We start from the raw sequence: 16,295 nt of genomic DNA, 5'->3' as shown, positions 1-16,295 counted from the left end.
ACTCTTTGGCGCTAGGGTCTGTAAAGCGGCAGGGCAGGACTTCATGCCTCTCACCGCCGTGACTCGCAAGTTATCGGGCAAGACCACGAGGCTCAAAACATCCGCCACCACGCTCAAGTTGCTTGCTGAGCTCAGGGTAGATGTTTCAAATTCTCGGCATGATTATTCTAAAGCTTTTTTAATATTAAAAAAATATTTATTTATATTGATAATACTTTGAATAGTGGTTAAAAAACCAGCAAAGCCCACTCCTGTTAACACGTTTCTCAGCAGCGCCCCGGATTCCGCCGCATCGACAGCGGATGCACCGCACGGAGTCCGCAAAGGTCGCAAGGTCCAAATCACGCTCACGATCACCAAGTCGATGCCGGCCCGATGATGAGGCACATCAACTCGGTCACTATCCAGATGCTGAAACAGGGGCTGCCATTGACAGCGAGAATCAGGCAACTTAAAAGACTAGACTAAGTTTAGTCTTTTAAAAAAGGACATGAGCATGGCGTCTGTCAATATCCACGAAGCCAAGACACATCTCTCGCAGCTGCTTGAGCGTGTTGAAGCCGGCGAGGAAATCACTATTGCCCGAGCCGGCAAACCCATCGCCCGGCTGGCGCCCTTGCTTACACCGAAGAAAGCCTTCGCGTTCGGTGTCTTGCGTGATCGCATCCGTATTGCCGAGGATTTTGATACGCCGTTACCGGAAGACATGCTTGAGCTGTTCGAAAGCAAGGAGCAACCGTGAAGGTTCTGCTCGACACCCACATTCTGCTGTGGGCACTGGCCATGCCCGAGCGGCTTAGTCCGTCAGCACGCGATACGATCGAACGGGCTTCCGCGCTGTATGTCAGTGCGGCGTCGATCTGGGAGATCAGCATCAAAGCCGGACTCGGCAAACTGGACGCCGATCTGGACGAGATACTGGCTCACCTGCACCGCGCAGGCCTGCAGGCGCTGGATATCACCTGGACGCATGCGAGGGCCGTTCAACAATTGCCCATGTATCACCGCGATCCGTTCGATCGCCTGCTGATCGCCCAGGCAGTGTCTGAGCCGCTGCACCTACTGACGGCGGATACGGCATTGAAACCGTATTCACCGCTGGTGCTGTGTTTCGATTAAACAAAAATCGCAAATCGGCGGCCGCGCCGTGTCGCCATCACGACCGATCCAGACAGCGAGCGCTTTGTCGACTCGACCGATCGGCACTCACCCGGCCGTTGCCGGGACGGGAGGACATCATGAATAAGGACTTTCGCGCCTGGCTGCGGGCTGGGGCGCTGGCGACGGTGGCACTACTCAGCGTTGGCTGTACCACTGCCAATTGGCAAGCGAGGATGGAGACACGCCCGGTCATCGAGCCGACGGCGGCCGGCCAAGCGGCGCTGCAGGGACGTGCCTTCCGTGTCGGCACGGTTCGAGTCGACATCGATGTGCCCGAGCCCAAGCCGCTGCACGTGCTGCCCGACGAGGCGTATGCGCAGATGCTCAAGGCCAAGCTGGAACAGGCATTTGCAGCCACCGATGACCGTATCCTTGGTGATAAGCAGCCGCTGACGCAGGGGACTCAACCGCCGTACATCGTCGATGTGACGATCAAGCGCATGCGCTTCATCAACTGGCAAACGATGGGCGGAATAGAAAATGGAGGAAACATTGAATTACGAGCGTCCGTTCATGACACTGCAGGCAATACCATCGCTAGCTGGCCATTCCGAATAGCCGCAGGAAATACTTGGGGTCACACGCTCGATGATCCTCGGGAAGCACATGGTGATTTGATCCCTGGTGCTGCCGGCCTAATTACCATCGCCTTGCAGGGTGTTCGGCATGGGAAGTCGGCCGATTGGATCGGCCCGATGGCGGTCAACGTCACGCGTTTCCACAACCAGTTCGGACTGACCACGATGGATCGAACCGAAACCGAGGCGCTGACCAGCCTGAACCTGGACAGCATCCCGCTGCCAAGCGAGGCCGAGATGACAGCGGCGCGAGATCGGGATGCGATCCCACTCGAAACACCGCGCCCGGAGCGGTTAACCGCCGCCCGCTGAGTCCGTTGGAGCATGGAAAAGGGGCCGCAGCTGCGGCCCCTTTTGTTTGCGCGGGTATCGATCAGCGCGGCAGGCCGGTATAGGGATCGGTCGCCTCCGGCACGCCCTGTTCCGGGTACATCTGCCGGCCGTAATCACCGGCGGCGGTCGGGCCGGCCGGCTGGGTTTCACGGGCAAACTCGCCGGTGGCGCCGGGGGCTTCGGTCGGCCCGGCCTCGATGGCACCACGGGTCGCCGGTCGACTGTCCCACGCATCCTCCGCCGGGTTCATCGACTCGATCTTTGAAACGCCGCTGGCGAATACCTGGCCGACAGTGTCGGTGAGGCTGTGCACGCCATTCGAGTAGTTCCAAGCCATGTTGGTAACGGCACCGAGTGCGGCCCCCTGAGCGGCTGCAGCACCGACGCCGGTATACCCAGCGCCACTCATCCCAACAGCACCCGCTAGTGCCGGCCCGCCCAGCGCCGCCGCTGCGCCCGCGGTCACGGCGACCAGCACCGCGGTGACGATCACCATCGCCACGAAGGTCCACGAGCTGTAGGTCTGCGAGTGCTGGAACACCAGCGTTTCGTAGACCGGCAGGTTGTGGCCGATGCCCTGATGGTGCCAGTTGAGGCCGCTTTTGTATTGGCGTGCGTTCGGTGTGTCGCCGACACCGTTGAATTCACCGCATTCCACCGCCGGGAAGCAGAAGGGGAACTCCTCGGCACCGGCGTTCTGCTGGCCGGCTGGAATGCCGAGGCTCCAGACCGGCTTCACATACACCTTCTTGGTGTATTTGACCTTTTTGCGCAGCACGTTGCCGGAGGTCTTCTTCAAGGTTACGACGCGCTGGTCCAGCGTCGCCACCCAGGCGTGGTCCGCCCGCCCCCACTGCGCCGCGGCGCCGACGGCCGCGAAAAACGCTGTCGGCTGGATATTGATGAAGGTCTTGCCGTCCGGATGGCCCACGAAGTCCCTAAACGGGTTGGAGATTTTTTGAACATGGCCATCATTCCAATAGGAATTCAGTGCCGACTTGTATTCAGAAATATCCAGATCCCCAATCCCGTTATCCGGCCAGTATTCAACGTAAAACGGAATGGGCAACGGACCTCGCGGCTCCCAGCTCGTCGGCTTGAACGGCGCGATCATAACGTGCAGCACCCGATCCGGTGTCACCACCGTGCGCATCAGCACGATCGAGCCCGTCGCCGACTGCGGATCGTAGACGCCGAACACCACCGTGGTCGGCCGCCCGGTCGTGTCGTGCGGGATCGCAGCCGCCCGCTCCGGCGGCACGTTCAGCATCAGGCTGGAGAAATCCTCGCCGACCCAGCGCCGGTCAGCGAGCATCAAGCCCGGCTCGTCTGTGGCCACACGGGTCCAGCCGTTGGCCTCCAGCTCGGACCAGGAGATCTGGCGCTGATCGGTCCAGCGCGGCGCCGCAAGCGCCTCGTGAACGGGATAAAAGGCCAAAATTAACACAGAGAAAAAGGTCAACAAAAGACCCAATCTAATATAGCAGAGCAAAAATATTCTCATTTACTTTCGCTCCACAACAGCCACGTATTCCAATTTATTCATGCCAAAATGTGACGTTTGTTTGTTCGAGTTACTGCGACTCAAAATTAACGCCGTCGTTACCGCATTGGCCACAGAGGTATCAAACCGGCCACCCTGAGGAACCATTGCAACAAACGTAAACCGTGCACCGGAAACGTCAACAGAGCCAAAAACGGTACTTTTATTTATCGAATCAATATTAACAACAAACGGGATTTTTCGAATACTATCCGGTTTTGATTGTGATAATCCGACTGCGTCATAATACGGCCCTGTATAGCCTGACCGTACCATCCTGATGATTTTATAGCGAAAATAACCGTCACCATCAGGAATTGATACATCACTTGGCACGGTAACTGATTCCAGTTCAAAGCCTGCAACCGGCGCCACTGGATCGGTTTTCACTGCACAGCCAAAAATAAAAAATGACAACAATAATAAATATAATTTCATCTCTATCTCCACAGTGTGTGTGCGTGGAGATATGCCTTAATTTTCTGGCTCACTTCTACAGGAAAACCGACATAGTCAGTATCGGTTTTTTTTCAGTGAGTGCGCAGCGGCCGGCAAGGTATGTGGAGATAGGCGCCGGCCGCTGCGCAGGCGCCGAGGCATTCGGCACAGGCATTGAATCCACTGTCGCAGGGCGTTTCCAGCGAAAAACCGACATGGTCGGTGTCGGTTTTCGGGGCGATCCAAAGCGCAGATTTTGGTGTCAGTCCTTCACCTCATTTCCGCCGCAGCATCCCTGCCGCGCCGCCGCGCATCGCTGCTCCGCCGGCACTGGCTGCGCTGGCCGTGTGCTGCCCGACTGGACGCACGTATTCGCCAGCCACGCCACCGATTTTCCAGCCGGCCCACGCCAGCAGACTGCTCCACAGCAGTGGGGCGATCAGGAACAGAGCGCCGGTGATGAAATCGATCGCATGCGAGCGCAGATCGAGATACTCGCCGGGCCCAAGCATCAGCCCCTGGGCCCGCAGAGCGATCAGCAGGTTGTCGTCGAGGTAGCGGGCGAAGGCCCAGATCACGGTCCAGGTCTTGACGGCGAACAGCCCGAAACTGACGGTGAACAGCGCCTGCATCGAGAATGAAGAAAACAGCAGAATGAATGGCAGGGCCACGATGATGACGGCGACGGCGATAGCTTGCAGCGGCAGCGCGGCGGCACGGGCCATCACCACGGTCGGGTAAAAGGTAGCTTTATCCCACAGCGACCCCAGCACGCCGACGAATTCACTGATCCGCTCGCCGCTCCGGTCCCCGTTGTAATCACTTAAGCCGAGGTAGGCGATTTCGCCCACGGCAGCGCTGAGGTGATGGCGTACGGCGCCCGGCGCCGAGCGCGCCAGGTGTGAGAGGGTGGCATCGTCGCGTTCGAGCAGTGAGCGGATGATCTGGTTCTCGGCACTCGTGGTATCGCTGCAGAAACCAAAGCTGCCGCCGAAGCACAGGGCGCCACGCGCTTTGCTGAGCAGGTCCGGGTCGGTCTGGTTGATGTGGTCGATGACGCGCTGGCGCAGGCCGGGGCCGCCTTGTCCCTGCCACCACTCGCTGCAGCTGGGGCGGCCGACCTCGGGCGGGATGCCGTCGTTGGCGGCGGCGTAGAACAACTCGGACGAACGCCCGGCCGGGGTAAAGCCGGCCACGCTGCGCTGGGCAAACAGGGTGGGGTAGTAGCGCTCGATGAGGATGCTGGCGCCGAGCCAGCCGAGATCCTGACGCTGTTCCTCGCTCAGCGTCAGCCGGCCGCTGCCCAGGTCGTTACTCGCCTGCCCGGCGGCTTCGCGGAAGCAGTCGCCGGTGAAGTCGGCAAGGTCGCGGGTCAGCTGGCCGTCGCGCGAGACGGGGTTGCTGTTGAGCTGGTAGGCGGTGGCGCGAATGTCGCTGGTGCAGGGGATCGAGGCGATCGCGGCATTGTTGAGACCAGCAGAGAGCGCGTAGACGAAGGCCCACCACACCGGCACCTTGACGGTCTGGTCGCCGAGGGTGGTGATGCGCTCGTCCCAGCTCGTGCCGGTCGCATCGCCGTAGGTGACATCGCTGCTGCGCGTCGAATCCACATCGCCGGTGCACAGCTGGCGATGCAGGGCCAGGCTGCCGATGTTGACCTCCAGCAGGGGCATGCCGGCCAGGGCCAGGACGACGAACATCCAGGCTCCGCGTGTTTCCAGCATCAGCAGGGCGACGCGCACGCCGTCGCTATCGCCGAGACGCTCGCGGGCGCCACTCCACACGGTGAGCAGTAAGGCGATGAACGGCAGCCAGATCAGGGCGGTCTGTGCCATCACGCCCCAGACACCGTCGTAGATGGCCCAGCCGACCATCGTGGTAATGACATCAGGGGCACTGCTCACCGGCAGCGCGATCGGCCCAAGGCTCATGCGTGATTTCCTATCCCGGGTCCACCGCAGTCCCGAATGGCACCGCGTTCCATATCAAACCGCGAGAATCCTGCTCCAGCGTCTTCCGCACCAGCGAGAAACCCATCTGCCCGGATTCGGTTTTTCACGGCGGCACACTCAACGCCCCAGGTAGAGGGCGGTGATCGCCTCGCGCTCGTGCCCCAACTCCGCACTGATCTGCAAACGTGCGCTGCGATCGATCGCGCGCTGCTGCGGATTGAGCTCGGCGGCCTGCGGGCCGCCGGCCGCAGGGGCGGCCCAGCCGGTCAGCGCCTGGTAACGCGCCTGTGCGTAGCGGTGACGCAGGCCGTGCAGCCGGTGCAGCCCGACCGCTGCAGTTTCGCGCTCGTAGACTTTCAGTTGCTGCACGTAATGTCGTTCGGAGGGGATTAAAGAGCCTGAACCCGCGACCCGTTTCGCCTGCGCCAGCGCCTCGCTCTGCTCCTGAGTCAAAATCGGAACCTGCCGTGCCCGTCCGCCCTTGCACCAAGTGTCCTTTAGCGCGATGTGATCACCGCGATCGGCATAGCCCGGAATGAACTTGATTGATTCCTCGCGCCGCAAGCCGAATGCCGCCTGCAAGGCAAGACTCGCCAGAACGTAGTCGTTTTTGATCTGCGCCAGGGCTGCATCGTTCAGAACGACAGCCTTATTCTCGTTGGTCACATACACGCGATCGGGAATACCAAGTTGCGTATTATCCCGAGGAATTACAAACGTACGCCCGGTTTTTTCCGCCCACCATCGCAGATGCGCCATCCGGTTTTTAATCGTGGCGACGGCAATACCACCCGTTTGCCACTGCGCAACCAGACGCTCGACGTGCTTCGGCTTCAGGCCCGTCGCACGCAAATGGCGAAATCCCAACGTATGCAATTCACGCGCAATCAGATCGAGATTGCGCCGCCGCGCATTCTGCGTTGAAAAACTGCCATCCCGATTCCGGTCGCACAAACATTTCAGATCGAATTGAAGATCCTGCATCAGCCGTCCCTGCCCACTCGAAATTACTCGGATTGGTTTCTGTCGGTTTGGTTACATCGGGTCAGTGTTTATGCCGTTTCTTGGCTGAACCAAAGAAACCTCCACGAGGGAGCAAGGGCGACGAGCAAACCGAAAATCGTTTCCCCACATTGGGGCGTGACTGGTATCTGCGGCAGCAGAATCGCAGCACGAAAAAACACGACAGGTCTGGACACCTCCGAAAATGAAAAAAACAGGTGAAGTGCGCAGCCGCAGACAACCATCCCCTGTCGACGGACGGTGACATCAGCTGAGCACGGCAAATGAGCCCGGCGGCCCGAAGTTAAAAACGGCAGACGTGGAGAGGCCCGGCAAGCTACGAAAGCGCCGAAAACCTGGATCCGAGTTGGAAATAAGGCGCGGTCACAGCCATCAGCTGAGTCCACTCGCCCTGAAGTTAACGCGTGCTATGCACGTCGTCTGCTGGGAGCACCGCGTCAGCGGCGAGCACCACCACCATCCCATGATGTGCTCTTTGGCGCCGGAGAAATCCGGCAAGGGCGCGCCTGAAGCCGCAGGCGCCACGGTTAGCCATTCCGACGCTAGCCGATCACGCAGCCATCCCGCAAGCCCTGCCGCAGAAAATCCTCACGCCTGGCGCAGGACAAGCCACCATCGGGCTGACCCAGGGCGTCCGTCACTACCCTGCGGGTAGAGACGGACGCACCCTGCTCCAACGCTCGGCCACCGGCAAAAACCGAGGTCAGCGCTCGTCACGTCTGCAGTAACCGGCCACCTGCCCACATACCCACCGCCCTGCGCGCCTGAGAGGGGCGCTCCGGTCCGTGGATATGTGGACAGCTGTCCGGATAGAAATCTCAGCAGGCGCTGTGACATCCGTTTTTGCAGCAGTTCCAAGAGATCAATGGCTGCACCAGCAGCGGCTGAGCACGGGACAAGACACTTGCTACAGCGGTGCTTGATCCGCTGCGACTAATACAGCAGTTTTATATTCAGCAGGTTCAATTAGACATTGTCGAATATAAAAATTATTTACGTGACAGCTTACGAAGATATTTTAACTTGGAGCAGTTTATCAGTGGGCATTCGATGTTCCCACAGAATTGAGTAGCGCCTGACTTTAGAGTCAAATCCATCACAATAAGGAGATTGGACATGAAGAAGCGCTTTACAGAAGAACAGGTCGTTGGCTCTCTACGGGAAACGGAAGTGGGAATGCCCGTTGCAGAGTTATGTTGCAATGACGCCTTCTCGGAAGCGAGTTACTACCTGTGGCACAGCAATTAAACGGGGGAGCAGCGGCGGTGCGATAGTCGAACCAGAAGCAGCGACGCCTGCACAAGGCAGGCGTCGGGTGGAGAAATGCAGCGTCAGTAGACCACTTTCAACCAGTTCGCCCCTTGAGTTTCAACTGTCATAATCTGCTAGCCCGTAGGCGAGATTGAGAAGTCAAGCAGCAATCTGTCTTCCATGTCGCCACTCTGGAAGACGAAAATTCCGTCGTCGTTGATTTAGAAATCGAAGTCGAATTTGATTACGGTAATCGATGGCACGAGAAACGTGCCGAAATCAATCGTGCGCGGCGTCCATATATAGACCGAAGAAGGATTTGCATTGTATAGCCTCTGCACCAATTCCTTGAATCGCTCTGAACACCGGTCAGAAAACATAATTTCACAGGTTTGAGAGGCCTGCACGATAAACTTCTGGCTAATCTCTCGCATTGAGACGGCCTGCTCGAGACTACCCAGCTCGTCGGCATGAACAGGGCGCCCACTCAATTCAGTGAGCTCACCCAGATACTATTTCATATAGCGCTTCTGCCGAATTTTATGCCGAGTCTGCTCAGATGAATAGGATGTGGGCATCAGTAATTGACCTCTGCCTTGCCGTTTGTAAGGCCGTCCGGGCCAAAGCCGCTGCACGTGCTGCCCAATGAGGCGTATGCGCGGATGCTCACGGTCTAGCGAGCTCTATTTTCCGTTTTCCGAGACGCCTGCACCGTTGCCAGCGGCAGGAAAAGCGTCAATGACATGTCGGGCAAAGCGATGAAGCCGTGATGCTGGTAGAAAGCCGCTGCAGCCTCGTCCTTGGCGTCCACCATCAAGGCATAGGCGGCAATATCGGAGCCGGCGGCGCGGTCGAGCGCATCGGCCAGCAGCGCACCGCCTAGACCTTGGCCCTTGAAAACCTGATCGACGGCCAAGCGTCCCATGCGAACCGCTGGAACGGTTGGATAGCGCGGCAGTTTCTTGCCGATGCTCGCCGGAAGATCGGCCAGCATTAGGCTGGCCGACGCCAAGGTGTAGTAGCCAGCGATCCGTTGCCCATCGGCCAGCGCCACAAAACACGCCGCCACGCGACGGCGAATGTCTTGAGTGACGTGTTCCCGAAAGTAGCGGTCAAGCGGTTCCGAACCGCAGTTGAACGCGGTGCGATCATGAGCTGTATCGAGCGGCGCGAGCCGGAACGGCGCGCTACTCATTCAGCGCGCAAGAGCCTGCTGCGACGAGCGAAGGCGCGTTCCAAGGCCGGCGTCGGTTGTGGTGGCGAAAGCAGCGCCTGAGCAAAGCATTGCTGATCGGCCAAAGACAGGCGAATGACTTCGGCTTGCTCGATGGCGCGTTGCGCGGCGTCCTGGACAGCGGCGATAACAAAATCAGTCATGGTGCGCCCCTGAAGTTCAGCGGCGCGCTTGAGCATCGAATGAAGATCAGTGCTGATCCTGGCTTCGAGACGGGCGGTAGAGCTGGCTGCGGGCATGGTCTTGTCCTCCTGAGGAAACAATACGGCATTTTGCCGTACACATCCAATCCACTACCGTACGATTTTTTCTGTTTCGTGAACCTCTTCCTTGCGCGCAGGAAGATCTTGGGCGGTGGCTGCACGTGCAGCCACCGGTCTGAAGTGAGTCACTGCGGAGCCTCAGCCTGCGCCTGAATTGGCCCTCCGCCTTGCTATCTCATCGGGGCCATCGCCGTGATCGAGCAGGAGAGCCTGGCCAGCCGCGCGAACGACTGAATGCGGTGGCGGATGCAGATCCTTAGTTACCACCTGCACTGCTCCTCGGTAGGCTCGAACGTGGTTTTTTCTTCCTCCAACCGTTCAGCACCTGCCGAGCGGCGGACAAAGCACCGCGTTCACGCACTTCCTTAATCCTTTGCCGAACTTCTTGTAAGGGGCGTTGAGTGACTTGGGTGGTTGGTGAGTCGTGGGGATCTTGGTGTGGCACCCATGAAGATCGGGTAGCTGGCTTGCCGCTTGTGTGCGGGGATGGGGTCTGATGGGTTTGATGCGGCAAGCCAGGTACTCCTCTCATGCCTTTGATCGATACATGTGCCCGGCTTGCCGGGCACTCTGCATGTTGTTAATCAAAAGGGTGCGCCCGGAGGGCGCTCCGCACAGATGGATGTTTTAGACGGAGTCGAGTTTAGAGCCGCCACCTATCAGCATTTGGAATAACACTTAAGGATATGGATAACTCACTGCGCCTGTGCTGCATCGCAGCATTTCGCCGTATTCCAAGCCGCACGCACGCAATTCAGGGGAGATTCGGGGGAAACCAGGCGCATTTCAGCGCCGCCGGCCACGGCCGCTGGGCGGCTGAGCGGGTTTTTCTGGCACGCGGGCAGCCGCGTCCCTCGCCGGGAGGGTGATCAGGGCGTCAGGGCATATCAGGGAGGGCTAGCGCTTGCGACCGCAGAGCAGGTCGCGCATCAGGGCGAGCGCCTCACCGGCCACCGTCTCGGGCGGAGTGCCCGCGGCCGGCGCCGCGTCGGGCGGAGCCGCCGGGGGGGGGCGACGGCGCGGACGGTCCAACCCGAGCAGGGGCGCCAGTGCGGCCCTCGATGCAGCCTCCATCTGCCGCAGCCGGGCCTCCGTCGCGGCTTTTTGCGCCCGCTGGGACGCCTGTTTGCGCGCGTGCACGAGGTCGTCGGCGAGCCCGAACAGTGCGAACAGGCCGGCGGCGAGGGTGCGCACGGCGGCGCGTCCGCGCCACTGGGTGCCGTTGCTGCTGTCGCGGCGCTCGGCGCGCCTGAACGAGCGGATCAGGCCGCTGGCACGCAGGTCATCCATCGCCCGCTGGGCGCGCGAGAGCGAGAGGCCGGCGAGATCGGCGAGGTAGGCCAGGTCGATGGCGGTGTACTGGCGGGTGATGGGGTCGACCACGCCCACGCGCAGGGTCACCAGATCGGTGTAATGGAGGACGGCACTGCACAGCGCCACGATGGCTTCGCGCCGCTCGGAGCGGCGCTGGCGCTTTCGCCCGCGCTGCAGCGGAGCGAACGCCAGGCAGCTCGGATCGCGATACCAGCGTTCGAGACGCTTGGTCAGCCGGAGCAGGATGCGCGGCCGCGCCCGGTGGTGCGCCGGGGGCTGGATCGCGAGCTGGGGGGCGTCCGGCCGGTGGCCGCAGCGATTGCCGCTGCCACGCTGGGAGGCACGCGCCGCTGAATTTTCGGCACGATCAGGCGGCGGGAGCAGGACCATGAATCCTCCGCACGCGCGATCGCTGTTTTTCTAGCACTAGCGCATACGAAGGATGTATATTCATTCCCACGTACGCCAGTGCGTCAGCGCCCCTTCGAACTTCCCTCGCCGGCCAAAGCAGAGAGTTCGCTGGGGCGTTTGCCTTTCTGCTCATGGCAAAACGCTCCGGTTATGACTTGAGCGCGTCGCGCCCATGACCGCGATCCTACGCCAAAACAGCAAGTTTCGGCGAGGACAACGCCTCCAAACCCCACACGCCGACGCACACGCACCTCGTCCGCGCATGCGCGGAACACAGGTAGTGCATCGGAAAATCAAAGCGCCACGAGACCCTGTGATGCAGATCACAGGTCAGGTCGCGAAGCGCGAAAATGGAGGGAGCGCTGCTTGGCGGGCAGGCGCTAGGAGGCTGCCGCGCGAACGCAGCAACCCCGACCGAGGCGCACCTCGGCTGTCATTGAATGGCCTGGGGTTCGCTCAGGCCGATGCGATCCAGGCGGATCGCAGAAATTGGAAGATTCCGCTTAACCTCTTATCGAGGCCCGACCTTTCTCAGCGGATGAAAGTCGGATAAGCGCCGCCATAACGGCAAGGGCGCACCTGATTGACCGCAGGTGCAACGGCTTTGGCAGAATCGAGTCTAGGGCCATCGTCTTAGGTTTGGAAGGCCCAGGCGAAAAGCGTCACCAGCACCAGCGTGCGCACAAGCCGCCCGCCGAAGGCACCCCAGCGCAGTCGCCCGTTAGCGACGGCCTGCAAGTTGCCGAGGATCATCCAGGCGCCGAGGCAGAGGCTGATGGCGGTGCCGAGCGCCCCCAGGACGCTGGCCAGGCCCGAAACGCTGAATCCAGAGCCCAGCGCGAAAGCTTCCTGCGCATCGTAGACCGCCACGCCGCTGCTGCCGACAGCAGCCCCCCCAGTCCCCTCTGAGTCAGATCCACTGCTGCTGCCCGCCCCGCTCAGGCTGCCGTAGCCGGGGCTGTAGTCGTCGGAGTAGGCCACGGCCGGCGCCGCGGCGTTGTCGAGCCCGAGGTCGTGACCGCCGAACTGGCTCAGGTACTCCGTGACCGGCGTGCCGAAACCGTCGACGGGAACACCGTCACGCAGCGTCACGCCGGCGGCATTGCAGTAGTTCCCGGCGAGGTAGCAGGACAGCCCGGCACGGCCGACCAGATGCGCCGCGGCCAGCAGGCCGGAGGCGGTGATCTCGACACCGTTGATGGTCTGGCCGATGTAGCTGTCGAGGTGATTGCGCTCGATCCAGGCCCACTGCACCTGGTTGTAGTCGTGTACCGCCTGCGTCTGGATCGCCGCGCTGCTGAGGAACGCAGCGGCGCTCGTAGCGCCGTTTTTGCCAGTCCACTGCCCGGAAGCGTTCATGTAGCCGGCATCGATGAGGGCGGCGGTGCCCATCTGGAACAGGCCGATATGACTGCCGGCCCGTTCGCTCAGGCGGTGCCGTGATTCACGCCAGGCCAGATCCTGCAGGTATTGGGTGTAACTGCCAGCCCAGGCCGCTGTGCCGGTGAGTCCCAGCAGCAGGCAGGCGATCCATCGCCTTGCGGAGTGCATCAGCACTCACTCCCAAGGAGCCTGAAACGGATGGCCGTTCAGGTATTCACGCACCTGGCGGGCGTTGGCCTGATCGGCTTCGATGGCGCACAGCGCAGCAGCGCGCATGCCATCATCGAGCACGCCCAGCTCGATCCAGCGGCCGAATTTGTAGCGCAAGCCGCCATAGTGGCCGTGATCGAGATCCCAGACACCGAAATACTGCTGATCGCCACAGGCGTGTGGCTGGCAGACATCGGCAATGAGGTAGGTATGCCCGGCGGCCGTGAACTGCTGGGGCTCGGACGAGGGACCGCTCCATTGGCTGAGCCACTGGGGCTGTCCAAGCAGGCGGGCATGTGCGGCGGCGAGCGCTGGCACACGCTGCAGCAGGTCGGAGCCAGAGCCAGCGTAAGGTGCCGGGGCAGGTTCGAGCTGGCCATTACGGCATGGCTGAGCCGCCGTCGCCAATGTCGCACAGGTCAGCAGCACCCCTGCAATCACGCCACATACTGAATTCATCCCCAAGCCCTCTCCGCTGGCTCATGCGAACAGCCATTCGAGCAGATCGCTGAACCAAAAACCTGCGGAAAACAAACTCAGGTCGCGCGGGTTTTCCCTGCACGAGCACTTGACATCCTCCCCTCCATAAAGGAAAGGGAGAATGTCAATGAAGTCCACGCCCTGCGCCTTGGCGACGTTGAGCAGACGGGCCCGGACGGAAGCCGCGACGTTGCTCATTCGACGGCCTCCAGATAAGGGCGCATCACGTTGGCCACGCGGCAGATCTTCGCGTAGCGCCACAGATCATCCGCCGATGCCTTGGTGCTGCGACGCGCGTCTTTCAGCGCCTCCAGCGCCACGTCCAGACCAATCTTGTTGCGGTGTTTGAAGCAGTCCACGACCGTCTTGGCCACGCCGTACACCCGCAGCTTCACGCTGTCGCGCAGGTGCTCCTCGACGCCCGCCGTATAAACATCACCGGTCATCTGAATCATTTTGACTGGCGGATAGTCGATCCGGGGCACATGGCTGCCGCGCGGCATGGCGATCCAGATCTGGCGCGGCAGTTGCGTGGTCAGCCCGTGGAATTGCAGCGCCGTGAGAAGGCAGAACACGGCCTGCGGCACCTTGGTGGCGACGGTCGCGAGACTATCGAATTCCGATCCCTGCGCATCCGGCAAACGGTACAAGCCACGCTCGACCTTCTCCAGCAGACCGACAGCGATCAGGCGTGTCAGGACGACCCTGGGTGCACCGATGGCGTCCAGATCGCTGGCGCGCAGCAGCCCCTTCTGGCTGACCAGATCGAGGACACGTTGGGCATGGGTATCAGAGTACATGGCACATGTTTCATTTTTTCGTTAAATATAACTTTTAAACGAAGATTTGAAACATCCCACATCATCTAGATTTTGGATCGAATCATTGGCCACTACGATCCGAGCCTTGTCCGTTAGCGCACACAGGAAGCCACCCATCACGGCGGATATTGCGCAAAAGGGCAGGGCGTGGACTTCATGCGGCAAGCCCCGTCTTGAAGGGCGAGACTTGCCGCGCTACTGGCTAGCCAAACTTATTGGCGGTGAACAAAATAAATTTTTCAGCGACTTGTTTCCTGTGGAGGCGGCAGAGTATCCATTACGCAGCAATCCTACGGTATAACGCATCCGGTGCCAGATCCGCATCGTTCGGCCAGCACACAGCACCAAACTCATCTACCCGTGCTTGAGCAAAGAACACTGGGTCTTTTAATGGCTCAAACATTGGCCCGAACAGCCGATCCGCAAGGCATATTTCTCCATAGGTGCCATCATTGAACGTAACGGCGATGATGTATTCAGGTTTTGTCGCGACATTAGTTACTCGACGCATGCCTATTACTCCAATCGCGATATAAACGCAGCCAAGAATATTCTCGCGGATGGGCATGGCCGTCCAGCACTGGGAATCTCCGTGCACACTAGCCCCACACGCATGGCGGCTTTTCTCAAGGACTGCGGACAGAAGCTCTGGCTGATCAGCGAGTAGGGAGGTCGCTAGAAAGCATCTCAGGAAAAAGAGTGGGGTGGCTCAATCGTCTTGAGCTTTGCTGAGAATTCGACTGACCTGCGTGTGGCTATAGCCGGTTTGGCGGGCAATCTCAGCCATGCTCAAGCCCTCACCAGCCAGAGCGCGAACCCGGGCCTGACGCTCGTGGTCAGGCTGACGCCCACGATAGGCACCTGTCGCTCTTGCCCGGGCAATGCCTTCAGCTTGGCGCTGTTGACGATCCTGGCGGTCTTTACGTGCAACGGCGGCAATCACATCGACCAGCATGTTGCTCATCGCATCGACACGGGCTTCAGCATTGTGACGGTACAAGGTATCGAATGAGGCCGGCACATCCATCGCAACAATGCGCAGACCGCGGAGAACGGCTGCTCTCAGAAGCGCCCAATCCGCATCGCTCAAGCGAGCCAGCATGCGCACCGACTCGAGCAGCAACACGTCATTCGAGCGGGACTCATGCAGTAGGCGCCGTAGCTGCAGGCTATTGATTTTTGATCCCGTTCGCGTCTCAACGTAATGAGAAGAGATCTCTACGCCCTGCTCAGCGGCAAAATGCTCAAGAGTTAGCTGAATACGTTTGGCATCCTGATCGTTGATGAACGATCTTATATATTGTTCCAAGTTCAACCTTTAAATACACTTATAGGAAAGGCGGCAGGTGCCTTGGCGCGTTGTTATACAACGCAAGGCCACGCAGGGTGTACGGCGTGGCCTTTTTTATGTCTGCAAGTTCGCGGTCATAGGGAGATACCGCCATGTCATCACAGATACCGGGGGCGGGAGCCTCATTACTGCATTTCTTGGTGCACCAGGCTTTTAGCCGCGATCCGCGCGAAGGGATCTACGGACTCGCGCCGGAGGATGTCCGGCTGCTGACAGGACTGAATTTGCGGCAGCAGAGATACCTGGAAGAGCGGGTACCGTACTTCGTCGAGATGAAGGTCGACACCGAGCGCATGCGCAACATGATCCGGCGTGCTCAGGAATGCGAGAAGGAGTACCTGTTGCAGCAGGGCCTGATTCGCCACGGGGCCACGCAGCCGCTGATGCAGGGCTGGTTCGGCATGGGCCCTGCCGAGTTCCGCGGCCAGTGCGCGCTGGTCCATGACGATCCACTGCCCAAGGGGCGCAGGCCCACCGTGCTCGAAGCAAAGCTGGAGGGCCAGGTGGCCGATGCCTTGCACACGCATCAGCACGTGCCTGTACCGGAAC

Annotated in this window: 18 protein-coding genes and 1 pseudogene; 6 read left to right on the top strand and 13 right to left on the bottom strand. The window is 60.2% G+C overall.

The features are described from left to right. From C7443_RS20270 to C7443_RS19500, 4 genes are all read left to right on the top strand, one after another. A partial coding sequence (locus C7443_RS20270) for a hypothetical protein (RefSeq protein WP_211346214.1) occupies positions 1-220 on the top strand: 220 nt, incomplete at its 5' end. A gap of 276 nt (positions 221-496) precedes the next feature. Further along, a complete protein-coding gene (locus tag C7443_RS19510) occupies positions 497-742 on the top strand; it encodes a type II toxin-antitoxin system Phd/YefM family antitoxin (RefSeq protein WP_110020684.1) in 246 nt (81 codons plus the stop codon). Beyond that, entirely contained in the window at positions 739-1,119 is a 381-nt protein-coding gene (locus tag C7443_RS19505) for a type II toxin-antitoxin system VapC family toxin (RefSeq protein WP_110020683.1), read from the top strand. The genes C7443_RS19510 and C7443_RS19505 overlap by 4 nt, the downstream gene beginning before the upstream one ends. A gap of 119 nt (positions 1,120-1,238) precedes the next feature. Further along, entirely contained in the window at positions 1,239-2,051 is an 813-nt protein-coding gene (locus C7443_RS19500) for a hypothetical protein (RefSeq protein WP_110020681.1), read from the top strand. Between the two features lie 61 nt (positions 2,052-2,112). Here the strand turns inward: C7443_RS19500 and C7443_RS19495 are convergent, their stop codons facing one another. The 4 genes from C7443_RS19495 to C7443_RS19485 all read right to left on the bottom strand — a co-directional run bounded on the left by C7443_RS19495 (position 2,113) and on the right by C7443_RS19485 (position 6,989). Beyond that, positions 2,113-3,576, bottom strand: coding sequence for a hypothetical protein (locus tag C7443_RS19495; RefSeq protein ID WP_146213354.1), 1,464 nt, complete (start codon positions 3,574-3,576; stop codon positions 2,113-2,115). Next, positions 3,577-4,053: a hypothetical protein gene (locus C7443_RS20000; protein ID WP_146213353.1), complete on the bottom strand. Its 477-nt coding sequence runs from the start codon at positions 4,051-4,053 to the stop codon at positions 3,577-3,579. It abuts the gene before it with no gap. 275 nt (positions 4,054-4,328) lie between these two features. Then, the gene (locus C7443_RS19490; RefSeq protein ID WP_110020678.1) at positions 4,329-5,984 is read right to left on the bottom strand and encodes a conjugal transfer protein TraG N-terminal domain-containing protein; all 1,656 of its coding nucleotides are present in this window, start codon (positions 5,982-5,984) and stop codon (positions 4,329-4,331) included. A gap of 138 nt (positions 5,985-6,122) precedes the next feature. Continuing rightward, complete coding sequence (locus C7443_RS19485; protein ID WP_110020676.1) at positions 6,123-6,989, bottom strand: phage integrase N-terminal domain-containing protein; 867 nt, start codon at positions 6,987-6,989, stop codon at positions 6,123-6,125. Positions 6,990-8,144: 1,155 nt separating this feature from the next. Between C7443_RS19485 and C7443_RS19480 the strand changes: the two are divergent. Beyond that, a pseudogene (locus C7443_RS19480) lies at positions 8,145-8,270 on the top strand (transposase); the annotation flags it as partial. A 682-nt stretch (positions 8,271-8,952) separates the two neighbouring features. Here C7443_RS19480 and C7443_RS19470 read toward each other — a convergent pair. The 9 genes from C7443_RS19470 to C7443_RS19430 all read right to left on the bottom strand — a co-directional run bounded on the left by C7443_RS19470 (position 8,953) and on the right by C7443_RS19430 (position 15,710). Continuing rightward, positions 8,953-9,474: a GNAT family N-acetyltransferase gene (locus tag C7443_RS19470; protein ID WP_110020673.1), complete on the bottom strand. Its 522-nt coding sequence runs from the start codon at positions 9,472-9,474 to the stop codon at positions 8,953-8,955. Further along, positions 9,471-9,752 (bottom strand): type II toxin-antitoxin system TacA family antitoxin, encoded by a 282-nt coding sequence (locus C7443_RS19465; RefSeq protein ID WP_110020671.1) that lies wholly within the window; start codon positions 9,750-9,752, stop codon positions 9,471-9,473. The genes C7443_RS19470 and C7443_RS19465 overlap by 4 nt, the downstream gene beginning before the upstream one ends. Before the next feature lie 921 nt (positions 9,753-10,673). Further along, positions 10,674-11,480 (bottom strand): hypothetical protein, encoded by an 807-nt coding sequence (locus C7443_RS19460; RefSeq protein ID WP_110020669.1) that lies wholly within the window; start codon positions 11,478-11,480, stop codon positions 10,674-10,676. Between the two features lie 654 nt (positions 11,481-12,134). Next, complete coding sequence (locus C7443_RS19455; RefSeq protein ID WP_110020667.1) at positions 12,135-13,052, bottom strand: hypothetical protein; 918 nt, start codon at positions 13,050-13,052, stop codon at positions 12,135-12,137. A 6-nt stretch (positions 13,053-13,058) separates the two neighbouring features. Then, positions 13,059-13,553 carry an Ivy family c-type lysozyme inhibitor gene (locus C7443_RS19450; protein ID WP_110020666.1) on the bottom strand — a complete coding sequence of 165 codons (495 nt, stop codon included), beginning with the start codon at positions 13,551-13,553 and terminating at the stop codon, positions 13,059-13,061. Between the two features lie 21 nt (positions 13,554-13,574). After that, the gene (locus C7443_RS19445; protein ID WP_110020664.1) at positions 13,575-13,772 is read right to left on the bottom strand and encodes a hypothetical protein; all 198 of its coding nucleotides are present in this window, start codon (positions 13,770-13,772) and stop codon (positions 13,575-13,577) included. Then, complete coding sequence (locus C7443_RS19440; RefSeq protein WP_110020662.1) at positions 13,769-14,374, bottom strand: type IV toxin-antitoxin system AbiEi family antitoxin domain-containing protein; 606 nt, start codon at positions 14,372-14,374, stop codon at positions 13,769-13,771. The genes C7443_RS19445 and C7443_RS19440 overlap by 4 nt, the downstream gene beginning before the upstream one ends. 298 nt (positions 14,375-14,672) lie before the next feature. Then, positions 14,673-14,963, bottom strand: coding sequence for a DUF2442 domain-containing protein (locus C7443_RS19435; RefSeq protein WP_425467117.1), 291 nt, complete (start codon positions 14,961-14,963; stop codon positions 14,673-14,675). A gap of 141 nt (positions 14,964-15,104) precedes the next feature. Beyond that, positions 15,105-15,710, bottom strand: a complete 606-nt coding sequence (locus C7443_RS19430; RefSeq protein WP_110020661.1) for a recombinase family protein — start codon at positions 15,708-15,710, stop codon at positions 15,105-15,107. Between the two features lie 128 nt (positions 15,711-15,838). Here C7443_RS19430 and C7443_RS19425 point away from each other — a divergent pair. Then, positions 15,839-16,295 (top strand): STY4526/YPO1902 family pathogenicity island replication protein (locus tag C7443_RS19425; RefSeq protein WP_146213352.1); only part of this gene is annotated, 457 nt, incomplete at its 3' end.

The organism is Plasticicumulans acidivorans, assembly GCF_003182095.1.
Classification (GTDB): Bacteria; Pseudomonadota; Gammaproteobacteria; order Competibacterales; family Competibacteraceae; genus Plasticicumulans; species Plasticicumulans acidivorans.
Note: the sequence above shows the minus strand (reverse complement) of the source record. Positions and strands in the feature narration are given on the sequence as shown.